This window comes from Nocardioides sp. F233, from assembly GCF_057813895.1.
Genome location: NZ_JBVASH010000001.1, coordinates 409,056 through 423,251, shown reverse-complemented (window position 1 = coordinate 423,251; position 14,196 = coordinate 409,056). Strand labels below are relative to the sequence as shown.

Genomic DNA, 14,196 nt, shown 5'->3' with positions numbered 1-14,196 from the left:
CGGAAATGAAGCCGACGATCCTCGACGTCGCCCGGGCCGCCGGGGTGTCGGTCGCGACCGTGTCCAACGCCCTCAACGGCACCGGCCGGGCCTCGACCGCGACCCGCGCCCGGGTGCGCGAGGTGGCCGCGACGATGGGCTACCGCCCCAATGCCGCAGGCCGCACGCTGCGCACCGGCCGCACGGGCGTCCTGGCCCTGGCGGTGACCACCTTCGGCGAGCAGACCTGGAACTTCGCGGAGATCACCTACTACGCCCACATGGTCGCCGCGGCGACGTCCGCCGCCCACGCCCACGGGTACGCCCTGACCGTGCTGCCGGCCAGCCTCGACGCCGACGGCTGGCACGCCGTGGCCGCCGACGGCGTGGTCCTGCTCGACTCCCCGGAGGGCGACCCCGCGGCCCAGGTGCTGCGGGCCCGCGGCATCCCGATCGCCTTCGACGGCCGGCCCCACGAGCTCGGTCCCCTCGACTCCTGGGTCGACAACGACCACGCCGCCACCATGGCGAAGGTCGTGGCCCACCTCCGCGAGCAGGGCGCCCGGCGGATCGCACTGCTCGCCCAGAACACCTCCGACCACTACACGCGCGACTGCGTCGCGGCGTACCGGTCCCAGGTGCGCCGGCCCCGGATCGCCCTCACCGACAGCACGGACCCGGTCGGGCGCGCCGAGGCCGAAGAGCTGCTGCGGGACGGGGCCGACGCCGTCTACAGCCTGCTCGACGACAGCGGGCGCGGCATCGTCGCGGCCGCGGAGGCGCTCGGCCTCCGGGTTCCCGACGACGTCCTCGTGGTCACGGCGAGCGAGGACCCGACGTACGCCTCGACCTCGCCGCCGGTCAGCACCGTCTCGCTGCGCCCCGCCGACACGATCAGCGCCGCGGTCGACGCGCTCGCCGCGACCCTGGCCGGGAGGCCGCCGACGGTCCGCGCGGATCTCGCGACAGACCTGGTGGTCCGGGCGTCGTCCACGCGCCACCGGCCCTGACGCGCGCCGTCCTCCCCGAGCGGAGCTGGTCCGCGAGCCCGCTTCAGCCTCCGGCTCCCCCTTCGTCGTCCCAGACACTCGTGGCGAAGGGCGAGGCATCGTGCGAGTGCCGGCGCGCGGTCGCGAGCAGGTCCGTCGCGGAGCGGCTGTTCCGCTCGTCAGCCGCCTGCGCCATCAGCGTCTGTGCGACCTCGGCGTCGACGTCGCTGGGAATCACGAGCAGGCGCAGCCGCTCTCCCGAGCCCATGACGACCACCATCAGGTGGGTGTCGTCGTTGGGGAAGGATCCCACCTTGACCATGCCCCGGCTCGCCATGATCTGGCGCACGGACGGCTCGCCGGCGATGGCGTTCCAGTCCGGTCGCGAGAACAGCAGCCTGGACGGCCGTCCGACGATGCCCGGGAAGTGGTCGACCAGGTCGGCGCACTCGACCTGGAGGTCGCGCGACTGCGGCCACCATGCTCCGTCGAGCGGTCGTGACGGGAACCCGCTGTCGAGCCGAATCCTCAGCGGGACGCGGGCGGTGGTGGGCTGGTTCGATTCGGTCGGCGTGGTCATGACGTCCCTCCCTGTGATGGCTTGTCGGCCCGGTGGGACCGTCCTCGCGCCCGCAGCACGGCACCGACCTGGCGCAGGTGCCGGAGCCCGGATCCGTACGACGCGAGGAGCGTCGCCTCGGCGTACGGGATGTCGCGCTCCCGGCAGTGCTGGCGCACGATCGGTGCGGCCAGCCGGAGGTTGGGCCGCGGCATGCTCGGGAACAGGTGGTGCTCGATCTGGAGGTTCAGGCCGCCGAGCGCGAGGTCGAGGAAGGGACCGCCCCGGATGTTGCGGGAGCACACCACCTGCCGGAGCAGGGGGTCCGCGCTCTGCTCTGCCGTGGGGGCGGGCATGCCCTTGTGCGACGGCGCGAAGGAGCAGCCCAGGTAGACACCGAACAGGGCTTGGTGGACGAGGACGAACACGATGCCCTGCACCAGGCTGAGCGTGCTGAGGACCAGCCCGACGTACAGGGCCACGTAGCCGACGGCGAGCGCGGCCTCGACGGGTCGGTTCCGGATCCCGGGCCGGAGGAGGGCGCGCGCTCCCTCGACGCGTAGGTTGAACGCCTCGAGCGTCAGCAGGGGGAAGAACAGCAGGGCCTGGTGCCGGGTCAGCCAACCCGCTGCCCCGTCGCGGGCACCGGCCTGCGACGGATCGAAGACGAACACCCCGGGAGCGACGTCCGGATCCGTCTCCAGGTCGTTGGGGTGCGCGTGGTGGGCATCGTGCTTGGCCACCCACCACCCGTAGCTGAGGCCGTTGAGCAGGTTGCCGAGCACCAGGCAGAGCACCGTCGTGGCACGACGGCCCCGGACGACCTGGCGGTGGGCGGCGTCGTGGGAGAGGAACGCGATCTGCGTCGACACCACGGCGAAGGCGGGAGCCAGGGCCACTGCCCACCACGAGTCCCGCAGCGCCACGAGGGCCAGGACGAGCGCGGCCAGGCATCCCAGGTCGAGGGCGCCGAGCCCGAGGTAGTAGCCGGGTCTAGGGTGGAGGAGTCCTCGATGCCGGACCTCACGTACCAGCTCGCCGTAGTCACTGCGCGGCAGCGGATGCACCGAATCGGTGATGGACATGACACTCCCGGCTGCTCGCAGATGGCGCCGCCGGGGTCCGAGGTGGCTTTGAATTCGAGACTACTCCTGCGGCCCGAGGGGCGAAAGCGTGCGGACGACGACGCAGATCCTCGCTGCGATCAGCGCCGCTGACGGCACCGGGCGATCGCTTCCCGAGCTGCTGTGCGCCGACTGCGCCCGGTCCCTGGACCTGGCCGGCGCCGGCATCACGCTGATGAACGACGACGGGCACCAGGCGGTGGTCGGTACGTCGGGACCGCTCGCCTCCCGGCTCGAGGACCTGCAGTTCGACCTCGGCGAGGGACCGAGCCTGGATGCGTCGCGCACCAACCGGATCGTCAGCAACGACGACCTCGGCAGGGCCGCCCTGGCCCGCTGGCCCGCGTTCGCTTCGTCCGCGCTGGCGGCCGGGATCAGGGCCGTGACCGCGCTGCCGCTCCAGGTGGACGGCGTCCGGCTCGGCAGCCTGTGCCTCTACCGGTCGGCCCCGGGGAGCCTGGACGCCGACCGGACCACGGCGGCCCGTGCCTACGGCGCCGCCGCGGTCGCCGTCCTGCTCCACCTGCAGGACCAGGTGTGGCCACAGGGCACGCTGCACCCCGAGCTCGGCCGGCCGGTGACGTACCGCGCCGTGATCCACCAGGCGACCGGCTTCCTCTCGGTCACGGCCTCGGTCGGCATGGCCGAGGCGCTGCTGCTGATGCGCGCCCATGCGTTCGCCGCGGAGGAGTCCCTGGTGCACGTCGCCCGCGAGATCCTGGCGGGGCGACTCCGGATCCATCCTGAGGAGAACGAGGAATGATTGTGTACAGGCACCGGCGTCCCGCGCCGGTCCGGACCCACGAGGTGCGATCGCGATGACGAACGACCAACGGCTCACCCGCGTGTTCGTCGAGCTCGCCGACACGCTGGTCGACGAGTTCGACGCCCTTGACTTCCTCTCGACGCTCACCGAACGGAGCGTCGAGCTCCTGGACGCCGATGCCGCGGGCGTGATCCTGATCGACGCTCGCGGGGTCCTGCACGTCGTCGCCTCGACGAGCGACCGGGCACAGCTCCTCGAGCTCCTCGAGCTCCAGAACGACGAGGGCCCGTGCCTCGAGTGCCTCGAGACCGGGCGAGCGGTCGTCAACGTGGGGGGCGAGCAGGCCCGCTCCCGGTGGCCACGGTTCAGCACCGCGCTCGCGGAGGTCGGCTTCCAGTCCGCGCACGCCATCCCCCTGCGCCTGCGGGACTCCGTCGTCGGTGCGATGAACCTGTTCTGCACCACCGACGCCCGGCTGAGCGACGACGACGTGGCGGTCGGTCAGGCCCTCGCCGACATCGCCACCATCGGCCTCCTCCAGGAGCGCGCGGTCCGCCAGTCCGGGTTGATCGCCGAGCAGCTCCAGACCGCCCTCGACAACCGGGTGCTGGTCGAGCAGGCCAAGGGTGTCCTGATGGCGAGTGCCGGCGTCGACGTCGACGTGGCCTTCCAGATGATGCGGGGCTACAGCCGTCGCAACAACCTCCCGGTCAAGGATGTCGCGCGACGGGTGGTCGATCGCTCGCTCACGGGCAACCAGCTCACTCTCTCCTGAGACCGGGCCGGCCCGGTCCCCGGCGTCACTCGTCCGTCCGATCGACGCTGGCGGACGGCGCCGCAGTCTGGTAGACAGGACGGCACCGACCCGCCCGGACCCCGCGAGTCCTCCGCGCAGCGCTTCTTGGGGGGTCCATGTCGTCGTCCGTCGTTCCACTTCCGTCCGCCCCGGCTGCGGTGCGTCCACGAGGCGATGCCGTGTCCGTCGGCCGTCCGCGCCCGATGCGCATCACGATCATCGACCACCACACGCTCTTCGCCGACTCGCTCGCACTGACCCTCGAGTGCGAGGGGTTCATCGTCAGCTCCGTCGAGCTCGCTGAGCGTGACGCCTCCCTCGCGAGCGTGCTCGCCGCCGGGCTGCGGAGCGCCGGGCGGCTCGTGCTGCTCGAGCAGACCCTCGGCCGGGCCGGCAACGGCCTGCGCCTGATCGCGCCGCTGACCGCCTCGGGAGCATCCGTCGTGCTGCTCACCGAGTCCCGGGACCGCCTCCTCTGGGGTGAGGCCGTGCGGCAGGGGGCCAAGGACGTGCTGCACAAGACGTGCTCGCTGGCCCAGGTGATCACGACCGCGCGACGAGTGCGTGACGGCCTGCCCCTGATGCCGGCCGAGCAGAGGGCGACGCTGGTCTTCGGTGCGCTCGCCGATCGGGAGGAGACGCAGGCGATCCGCACCCGACTGGACCTCCTGACCCCGTGCGAGAGCGAGATCCTGGGAGCGTTGATGCGCGGCGACCAGGTGCGGGACATCGCCAGGGCACGCGTGGTCGTCGAGGCGACGGTCCGCAGTCAGATCAAGTCGATCCTCGCAAAGCTCGAGATGTCGTCGCAGCTTGCGGCCGTCGGCGCGGCCCACCGCGTGGCCTGGAGGCCGCCACCGCCCTGACCCGGGCCTCGGGCAGAATCGGTGATCGTGCAGCTGCGCCACGTCACCGGCTCGATCGCGGACTTCCACGCCCGGGTGATCCCGGACGACCTCGCCGAGGCGGAGGTGTGGTCCTTCGAGCCCTCGGCCCCGGCCCTGGTCCTCGGCAGCGCCCAGGACCACACCACCGCTTCCGCGGAGGCGACGGCAGCCGCCCACGTCGACGTCGTACGACGCCGCAGCGGCGGCGGTGCCGTCCACGTCGACCCGGCCCGCTCGGTGTGGATCGACGTCGTGGTGCCGCGGCACGACGAGCGGTGGAGCGACGACGTGCGGCAGTCGGTGTTCTGGCTCGGGGAGGCGTGGCAGCGGGCGCTGGCACGCCTCGGGATCTCCTCCGAGCTCTACCGCGGCGGGCTCGAGCAGACGCCGTGGGGCCGGCTGGTCTGCTTCGCGGCGCTCGGGCCGGGCGAGGTGCTCGTCGAGGGCCGCAAACTGGTCGGGATCTCGCAGCGGCGCACCAAGGCCGGCGCGCGGTTCCAGTGCATCGCCTACGACCGCTGGGACCCGTACGACGTCCTCGACCTGCTCGACCTGACCGACGCCGACCGGACGGCTGCCGGCGCGGACCTGGTCGAGCGGGCCACCGGCGTCGGGCCTCGGCTGGCCGAGCTGCGGGAGGCGGTCCTCGAGGAGTTGTCGGGCGGCGCTTGAGGTTTCGCGGGGACTTCCTGACTGGAACTGGCGCTTCTTGGCCGTTGCACCGGCCAGGAAGCGTGGGAATCACCTCCGAGGAGGTGATTCCCACACCCCCACTACCCATGCGCTGAGAACATGGGTGCCATGGAGCTGGACACCATCCGCGCATTCCTCGCCGTGGCCGACGGCAGCACCGTGACCGAGACGGCCGAGCAGGTCCACCGCACCCAGCCCGCCGTGTCGCGGGCCCTGGCCCGGCTCGAGCGCGAGGTCGGCACGCCGTTGTTCCAGCGCGTCGGGCGCGGACTGGTGCTGACGCCGGCCGGGCGCGAGCTGGCCGTGCACGCGCGGGAGACCGTCGAGTCCTACGAACGCGGGGTGCGCTCGGTGCAGGACATCACCGCGCCGGACGGCGGCTTCGTACCGGTCGCCTTCCTGCACACGCTCGGCACCTGGCTGGTGCCCGAGCTGATCCGCGAGTTCCGCGCCAAGCGTCCCCAGGTGCGCTTCGACCTGCGCCAGCACGGCGACGAGGGACTGATCGACGACCTGCTCGGCGGCGCGGTCGACCTCGCCATCACCGGCGACAGGCCGGAGCTCCCGCAGCTCGAGAGCCGGCGGCTGTTCCTCGAGCCGCTGCGGCTCGTCGTACCTCCCGACCATCCGCTCGCGCGTCGGCGCACCGCGCGCCTGCGTGACGTCCAGGACGAGCAGTTCATCGTGCTCAAGCCCGGCTTCAGCCTGCGGACGGTCACCGAGGACCTCTGCGCCGAGGTCGGCTTCGCACCGCGGATCGGGTTCGAGGGCGAGGAGGTCGAGACCCTGCGCGGCCTCGTGTCCGCGGGCCTCGGTGTCGCGCTGCTCCCCGAGCCGCGGGGCGGCGCCTCCCCCGCCGCACCCTCCATCCGGCTCAAGGACGTGCGCGCGTCCCGCGAGATCGGGCTGGCCTGGGTCCGCGACCGCAGCCTGCCGCCGGCCTCCGCCCACTTCCGCGAGCACGTGCTGCGGGCCAGCCGGAAGATCCATGTCGGCGATGCATAGATCAACCAAAAACTAGGCATTGGACGCATTCCAGCCGAGGACCTGAGGATGGTGACGGCCATCACCACCGACCCGAGGACCTCTGTTGACCGACATCGATCCTGCCGAGACCCAGGAGTGGCGCGACGCGCTCGCCGCCGTCCTGGAGTTCGAGGGCGAGGCGCGCACGAAGTACCTGCTCGACCAGGTGCTCGAGGAGGCCCAGCGCCTCGGCTCGCGCGTGCCGTTCGTGGCGACCACGCCGTACGTCAACACCGTCCCGGCCGACGACGAGCCCGCCCACCCGGGTGACCGCGCGGTCGAGCACCGGATCCGCTCCGCGATCCGCTGGAACGCGCTCGCCATGGTGCTGCGCGCCAACAAGGACTCGACCGAGCTCGGCGGCCACCTCGCCAGCTTCCAGTCCGCCGCGACCCTGTACGACGTCGGCTTCCAGCACTTCTGGCACGCCCCGACCGAGAAGCACGGCGGCGACCTGGTCTACGTCCAGGGCCACCTCTCCCCCGGCATCTACGCCCGCGCCTTCCTCGAGGGCCGGCTCACCGAGGCCCAGCTCGACAGCTTCCGCCAGGAGACGGGCGGCAACGGGCTGTCGTCGTACCCGCACCCCTGGCTGATGCCGGACTTCTGGCAGTTCCCGACGGTCTCGATGGGCCTCGGCCCCCTGATGGCGATCTACCAGGCCCGCTTCCTCAAGTACCTCCACGCGCGCGGCCTCGCCGACACCGCCGGCCGCAAGGTCTGGGCCTTCCTCGGCGACGGCGAGACCGACGAGCCCGAGTCGCTCGGCGCGATCTCGATGGCCGCGCGGGAGAAGCTCGACAACCTGGTCTTCGTCGTCAACTGCAACCTGCAGCGCCTCGACGGCCCGGTGCGTGGCAACGGCAAGATCATCCAGGAGCTCGAGGGCGTCTTCCGCGGCGCCGGCTGGAACGTGATCAAGGTGATCTGGGGCTCCGGCTGGGACGAGCTGCTCGCCAAGGACACCACCGGTGCGCTCAAGCGGCGGATGATGGAGTGCGTCGACGGCGAGTACCAGACCTTCAAGTCGAAGGACGGCGCCTACGTCCGCGAGCACTTCTTCGGTGTCGACCCCGAGCTCGCGCAGATGGTGGCCGGCTGGAGCGACGACGAGATCTGGCGGCTCACCCGCGGCGGCCACGACCCGCAGAAGGTGTACGCCGCCTACGCGGCCGCGAACGCCCACGCCGGCACGCCCACGGTGATCCTGGCCAAGACGGTCAAGGGCTACGGCCTCGGCGCGGCCGGCGAGGCGATGAACATCAGCCACCAGGCCAAGAAGGTCGCCGAGCCCGCACTGCGCGCCTTCCGCGACCGGTTCTCCATCCCGATCGCCGACGAGCAGCTGCTCGACCTGCCCTACCTCTCCTTCCCGGAGGGCTCGGAGGAGCACGCCTACCTGCACGCGCGACGCAAGGAGCTCGGCGGCTACCTGCCGCTGCGCCGCGAGAAGTCGACCGCGCTGGAGGTCCCCGGGGTCGAGGCGTTCGGCCAGCTGACCGGCTCCAACGGCCGCGCCATCTCCACCACCATGGCCTTCGTCCAGATCCTGACGAAGCTGCTGCGCGACAAGGAGATCGGCAAGCGGGTCGTCCCGATCGTCCCCGACGAGGCGCGCACCTTCGGCATGGAGGGCCTGTTCCGGCAGGTCGGCATCTTCTCGCAGAGCGGCCAGCTGTACACGCCCGAGGACGCCGACCAGCTGATGTTCTACAAGGAGGACGCCAGCGGCCAGATCCTCCAGGAGGGCATCAACGAGGCGGGCGCGATGTCGTCGTGGATCGCCGCCGCGACGTCGTACTCCAGCAACGACACCGCGATGATCCCGTTCTACATCTACTACTCGATGTTCGGGTTCCAGCGGATCGGCGACCTCGCCTGGGCTGCCGGCGACATGCGCGCCCGCGGCTTCCTGCTCGGCGGCACCGCCGGCCGGACCACGCTCAACGGCGAGGGCCTCCAGCACGAGGACGGCCACAGCCACCTGCAGGCCGCGATGATCCCCAACTGCGTGGCCTACGACCCGACGTACGCCTACGAGCTGGCGGTCATCGTCGCCGACGGCCTGCGCCGGATGTACGCCGAGCAGGAGGACGTCTTCTACTACCTGACCCTGATGAACGAGAACTACGAGCACCCGCCGATGCCCGAGGGCGTCACCGACGGGATCCTCCGGGGCATGTACCTGCTGCAGCCCGGCAAGGGCCGCGGCGCCGCGAAGGTCGACCTGCTCGGCTCGGGCACCATCCTGCGCGAGGTGCTCGCCGCGGCCGAGCTGCTCGCCAAGGACTTCAAGGTCAAGGCCGACGTGTGGAGCGTGCCCAGCTTCACCGAGCTGCGCCGCGACGGCCTGGCCACCGAGCGGTGGAACACGCTGCACCCGCTGGAGGAGCCGCGGACGTCGTACGTCGCGCAGTGCCTCGCCGGACGGAGCGGGACCGTGGTCGCGGCGACCGACTACATGAAGGCGTACGCCGACCAGATCCGCGGCTTCGTGCCCGGCGGCTACACCGCGCTCGGCACCGACGGCTTCGGCCGCTCCGACTACCGCCGCAACCTGCGCCGGCACTTCGAGGTGGACCGGCACTTCATCGCCGTCACCGCCCTGCGCCGCCTTGCCGACGAGGGCGTCGTCACCCCCGACGTCGTCGCCGAGGCGATCGAGAAGTACGGCATCGACCCCGACCGGGCCGACCCGGCCCACGCGTGAGGACAGCAACAGTGGACATCAAGGTTCCCGACATCGGCGACTTCTCCGACGTACCCGTCATCGAGGTGCTCGTCGCCCCCGGCAGCGTCGTGCGCGCCGAGGACCCGCTCATCACCCTGGAGACCGACAAGGCCACCATGGAGGTGCCCTCGCCCGTCGACGGCACCATCGTGTCGGTCTCGGTGAAGGTCGGTGACACCGTCAGCCAGGGCACGGTGATCGCGGTGGCGGAGACGGCTGCCGCTCCGGCCGCTCCGGCCGCGCCCGCCGAGGCTCCCGCCGAGCAAGCGCCCGCTCCGGTGGCCGTACCGGAGGCGGTCGAGGTACCGGAGCCGGCGACGGCCGGCTCCGAGGACGGCCTGCGGGCCACCCCCCTGGTACGACGCCTCGCCCGCGAGCTCGACGTCGATCTCACCACGGTGACCGGCAGCGGCCCCAAGGGCCGGGTCACCAAGCAGGACCTGCTCACCCACTACGACCGCAGCGTCGCACCGGCGGCAGCCGGAACCCCCGCAAGTACGGGGATCCCGCCGGTGCCGGAGGTGGACTTCTCGAAGTTCGGCCCGGTCCGCCGCGTGCCCCTGTCGCGGATCAAGAAGATCTCCGGCCCGCACCTGCAGCGGTCCTGGCTCAACGTCCCGCACGTCACCCACTGCGACGAGGCCGACATCACCGACCTCGACGTCTACCGCCGCGAGCTCGACGAGGCCGCGAAGGCCGACGGGTACCGGGTGACCCTGCTCAGCTTCCTGCTCAAGGCCGCGGCCGCGGCGCTGCGCACGTACCCCGAGGTCAACAGCTCGCTGTCCGGCGACGAGCTCGTGCTCAAGGACTACGTGCACGTCGGCGTCGCCGTCGACACCCCCGGCGGTCTGGTCGTCCCGGTCGTGCGCGACGTCGACCGCAAGGGCATCCTCGAGATCAGCCGCGACCTCGCCGACCTCTCGTCCCGGGCCCGCGACGGCAAGCTGACCGCGACCGACATGCAGGGCGCGACGTTCACGATCAGCAGCCTCGGCGGCATCGGCGGCACGGCGTTCACGCCGATCGTCAACGCGCCCGAGGTCGCGATCCTCGGCGTCGTACGCTCGAAGACGGCACCCGTCTGGGACGGCGAGACCTTCGTCCCCCGGCTGATGGTGCCGCTGTGCCTGTCCTACGACCACCGGGTGATCGACGGTGCGCTGGCCGCACGGTTCACCGCGCACCTCGCCCACCTGGCCGCCGACGTACGCCGTCTCTCGCTCTAGCCTGCAGGAGTCCCGATGTTCTCGAAGGTCCTGGTCGCCAACCGTGGCGAGATCGCGATCCGCGCGTTCCGTGCGGCGTACGAGCTGGGAGCGGCGACCGTCGCCGTGTTCCCGCACGAGGACCGGGGCTCCGAGCACCGGTTGAAGGCCGACGAGGCCTACGAGATCGGCGAGCGCGGCCACCCGGTGCGCAGCTACCTCGACCCGGACGCGATCGTGGCGGCGGCGGTGGCGTGCGGAGCCGACGCGATCTACCCGGGCTACGGCTTCCTGTCGGAGAACCCGGCACTGGCCGAGGCCTGTACGGCGGCCGGCATCACCTTCGTCGGTCCGTCGGCCGAGGTGCTCACCCTGACCGGCAACAAGGCGCGGGCCATCGCGGCGGCCAAGGCGGCCGGCGTACCCACGCTGTCGTCGGTGGACCCGTCCACGGACGTCGACGCCCTGCTCGCGGCGGCCGAGGCGATCCCGGCGCCGCTGTTCGTCAAGGCCGTCGCCGGTGGTGGCGGTCGCGGCATGCGCCGGGTCGACGACCGGGCGCAGCTGCGCGAGGCTATCGAGACCTGCATGCGCGAGGCCGAGGGCGCGTTCGGCGACCCGACCGTCTTCATCGAGCAGGCCGTCGTCGACCCACGGCACATCGAGGTGCAGATCCTGGCCGACGCGGTCGGCAACGTCATCCACCTCTTCGAGCGGGACTGCTCGGTGCAGCGGCGGCACCAGAAGGTCGTCGAGATCGCTCCGGCGCCCGGGCTGGACCCGGAGCTGCGCGAGCGGATGTGCGCCGACGCGGTGCGGTTCGCCCGCGAGATCGGCTACTCGTGCGCCGGCACGGTGGAGTTCCTGCTCGACCCGGCCGGCAACTACGTGTTCATCGAGATGAACCCGCGGATCCAGGTCGAGCACACGGTCACCGAGGAGGTCACCGACGTCGACCTGGTCCAGGCCCAGCTGCGGATCGCGTCGGGCGAGACCCTCGCCGACCTCGGGCTGTCGCAGGACACGGTGCGGCTGCGGGGTGCGGCGCTGCAGTGCCGGATCACGACCGAGGACCCCGCGAACGGGTTCCGTCCCGACACGGGCACCATCACGGCGTACCGCTCCCCGGGTGGGGCGGGCGTCCGCATCGACGGCGGTACGACGTTCACCGGCGCCGAGGTCAGCCCGCACTTCGACTCCCTGCTGGCCAAGCTGACCTGCCGCGGCCGCACCTTCGAGGACGCCGTCGCGCGGGCCCGGCGGGCGGTGGCCGAGTTCCGGATCCGTGGCGTGGCCACCAACATCCCCTTCCTGCAGGCGCTGCTCGACGACCCGGACTTCGCGGCCGCCGCCTCGGGGTCCGTCACCACGTCCTTCATCGAGACGCACCCGCAGCTGCTGACCGCCCGCGCGTCGGGCGACCGCGGCACGCGGCTGCTCACCTACCTGGCCGACGTGACGGTCAACCAGCCGCACGGCGCCATCCCGATCTCGGTGGCCCCGGCGGCCAAGCTGCCGTCGCTCGATCTGGCGGCCGCCGTGCCGGACGGCTCGCGGCAGCGACTGCTCGCGGTCGGCCCGGAGGCGTTCGCAGCGGAGCTGCGTTCCCGGTCGGGCGTGGCGGTCACCGACACCACCTTCCGCGACGCCCACCAGTCGCTGCTCGCCACGCGGGTGCGGACCCATGACCTCGTCGGCGTGGCCGGGCACGTCGCCCGGATGACGCCCGAGCTGTGGTCGCTGGAGTGCTGGGGCGGGGCGACGTACGACGTCGCGCTGCGCTTCCTCTCCGAGGACCCGTGGGACCGGCTGGCCAAGCTGCGCGCGGCCGTCCCGAACATCTGCCTGCAGATGCTGCTGCGAGGCCGCAACACGGTCGGCTACACGCCGTACCCGACCGCCGTCACGGACGCCTTCGTCGAGGAGGCCGCCGCCACCGGCATCGACGTGTTCCGGATCTTCGACGCGCTCAACGACGTCGAGCAGATGCGGCCCGCCATCGACGCGGTCCGGGCCACCGGCACCTCGGTCGCGGAGGTGGCGCTCTGCTACACCGGCGACCTGTCGTCGCCGGCCGAGGACCTGTACACCCTCGACTACTACCTGCGCCTGGCCGAGAAGATCGTCGACGCCGGCGCGCACGTGCTGGCGATCAAGGACATGGCCGGGCTGCTCCGGGCGCCCGCCGCGACCACGTTGGTGACGGCGCTGCGCGAGCGGTTCGACCTGCCGGTGCACCTGCACACCCACGACACGGCCGGCGGCCAGCTCGCCACGCTCACCGCCGCGATCGCGGCCGGTGTCGACGCGGTTGATGCCGCGACCGCGTCGATGGCCGGCACCACCTCCCAGCCGCCGCTGTCCTCGCTGATCGCGGCCACCGACCACTCGGAGCGCTCGACCGGCCTGTCGCTGTCGGCCGTGAACGCGCTGGAGCCCTACTGGGAGGCGGTGCGCCGCCTCTACGCGCCCTTCGAGTCCGGGCTCCCGGCCCCGACCGGTCGGGTGTACCGCCACGAGATCCCCGGCGGTCAGCTCTCCAACCTGCGCCAGCAGGCGATCGCGCTGGGCCTCGGCGAGAAGTTCGAGCAGGTCGAGGACATGTACGCCGCCGCCAACGACATCCTCGGCCGCGTCCCCAAGGTCACCCCGTCGTCGAAGGTGATCGGCGACCTGGCCCTCGCGCTCGTCGCCGCGGGCGCGGACCCGGTGGCGTTCGCGGCCGACCCGTCGTCGTACGACATCCCGGCGTCGGTCATCGGCTTCCTCCACGGCGAGCTCGGCGACCCGCCCGGCGGCTGGCCCGAGCCGTTCCGCTCCCGCGCGATCGAGGGCCGCCCGTGGACCCCGCCGGCCTCCTCGCTCTCGGACGAGGACGAGGCCGGCCTGGCCTCCGCCTCGACTGATCGCCGCGGCACCCTGAACGAGCTGCTCTTCCCCGGCCCGACCCGGGAGTACGCCGAGGCGCGGGCCCGCTGGGGCGACCTGTCCGTCGTACCCACCGCCGAGTTCCTCTACGGCCTCCAGCCCGAGACCGAGCACGCCGTCGACATCGACGAGGGCAAGCGCCTCCTCGTCGCGCTCGAGGCGATCAGCGAGCCCGACGAGCGCGGCTACCGCACCGTGCTGGCCCGCCTCAACGGCCAGATCCGCCCCATCTCCGTGCGCGACCGCTCCGTGTCCGCCGAGGTCGCTGCCGCCGAGAAGGCCGACCCCACGAAGCCCGGCCACGTCGCGGCCCCCTTCCAGGGCGTCGTCACCGTCACCGTCGCCGAGGGCGACGAGATCGCCGCCGGCGACACGGTCGCCACCATCGAGGCGATGAAGATGGAGGCGTCGATCACCGCGCCCGTGGCCGGGGTCGTGCAGCGGCTGGCGTTCAGCGGGACGCACGCCGTCGACGGGGGCGACCTGGTCCTCGAGCTGGGCTGAGCCTGG

At 72.2% G+C, this 14,196-nt stretch carries 11 protein-coding genes; 9 read left to right on the top strand and 2 right to left on the bottom strand.

Annotated elements, in window-relative coordinates; all coding sequences use genetic code 11:
* The first annotated feature begins 5 nt into the window (after nucleotides 1-5).
* Complete coding sequence (locus ACZYRU_RS02020) at nucleotides 6-989, top strand: LacI family DNA-binding transcriptional regulator (protein ID WP_488955406.1); 984 nt, start codon at nucleotides 6-8, stop codon at nucleotides 987-989.
* Nucleotides 990-1,032: 43 nt separating this feature from the next.
* Here the strand turns inward: ACZYRU_RS02020 and ACZYRU_RS02015 are convergent, their stop codons facing one another.
* On the bottom strand, nucleotides 1,033-1,548 hold the full coding sequence (locus tag ACZYRU_RS02015; protein ID WP_488955405.1) for a DUF5994 family protein: 516 nt from the start codon (nucleotides 1,546-1,548) through the stop codon (nucleotides 1,033-1,035).
* Nucleotides 1,545-2,612: a fatty acid desaturase family protein gene (locus ACZYRU_RS02010; RefSeq protein ID WP_488955404.1), complete on the bottom strand. Its 1,068-nt coding sequence runs from the start codon at nucleotides 2,610-2,612 to the stop codon at nucleotides 1,545-1,547. Before ACZYRU_RS02010 ends, ACZYRU_RS02015 begins: the two co-directional genes overlap by 4 nt.
* An 88-nt stretch (nucleotides 2,613-2,700) precedes the next feature.
* Here ACZYRU_RS02010 and ACZYRU_RS02005 point away from each other — a divergent pair, with 88 nt between their 5' ends.
* From ACZYRU_RS02005 to ACZYRU_RS01970, 8 genes are all read left to right on the top strand, one after another.
* Nucleotides 2,701-3,414 (top strand): GAF and ANTAR domain-containing protein, encoded by a 714-nt coding sequence (locus ACZYRU_RS02005; RefSeq protein ID WP_488955403.1) that lies wholly within the window; start codon nucleotides 2,701-2,703, stop codon nucleotides 3,412-3,414.
* Nucleotides 3,415-3,469: 55 nt separating this feature from the next.
* A complete protein-coding gene (locus ACZYRU_RS02000) occupies nucleotides 3,470-4,192 on the top strand; it encodes a GAF and ANTAR domain-containing protein (protein ID WP_488955402.1) in 723 nt (240 codons plus the stop codon).
* Between the two features lie 200 nt (nucleotides 4,193-4,392).
* Nucleotides 4,393-5,079, top strand: a complete 687-nt coding sequence (locus ACZYRU_RS01995) for a LuxR C-terminal-related transcriptional regulator (protein WP_488955401.1) — start codon at nucleotides 4,393-4,395, stop codon at nucleotides 5,077-5,079.
* A 27-nt stretch (nucleotides 5,080-5,106) separates the two neighbouring features.
* The gene (locus ACZYRU_RS01990; protein ID WP_488955400.1) at nucleotides 5,107-5,772 is read left to right on the top strand and encodes a lipoyl protein ligase domain-containing protein; all 666 of its coding nucleotides are present in this window, start codon (nucleotides 5,107-5,109) and stop codon (nucleotides 5,770-5,772) included.
* Nucleotides 5,773-5,901: 129 nt separating this feature from the next.
* Nucleotides 5,902-6,798, top strand: coding sequence for a LysR family transcriptional regulator (locus ACZYRU_RS01985; protein ID WP_488955399.1), 897 nt, complete (start codon nucleotides 5,902-5,904; stop codon nucleotides 6,796-6,798).
* 85 nt (nucleotides 6,799-6,883) lie between these two features.
* Nucleotides 6,884-9,529, top strand: coding sequence for a pyruvate dehydrogenase (acetyl-transferring), homodimeric type (gene aceE / locus ACZYRU_RS01980; protein ID WP_488955398.1), 2,646 nt, complete (start codon nucleotides 6,884-6,886; stop codon nucleotides 9,527-9,529).
* A gap of 11 nt (nucleotides 9,530-9,540) precedes the next feature.
* Nucleotides 9,541-10,779, top strand: a complete 1,239-nt coding sequence (locus ACZYRU_RS01975) for a 2-oxo acid dehydrogenase subunit E2 (protein WP_488955397.1) — start codon at nucleotides 9,541-9,543, stop codon at nucleotides 10,777-10,779.
* A 15-nt stretch (nucleotides 10,780-10,794) separates the two neighbouring features.
* Complete coding sequence (locus ACZYRU_RS01970; RefSeq protein WP_488955396.1) at nucleotides 10,795-14,190, top strand: pyruvate carboxylase; 3,396 nt, start codon at nucleotides 10,795-10,797, stop codon at nucleotides 14,188-14,190.
* The last annotated feature ends 6 nt before the right edge of the window (nucleotides 14,191-14,196 follow it).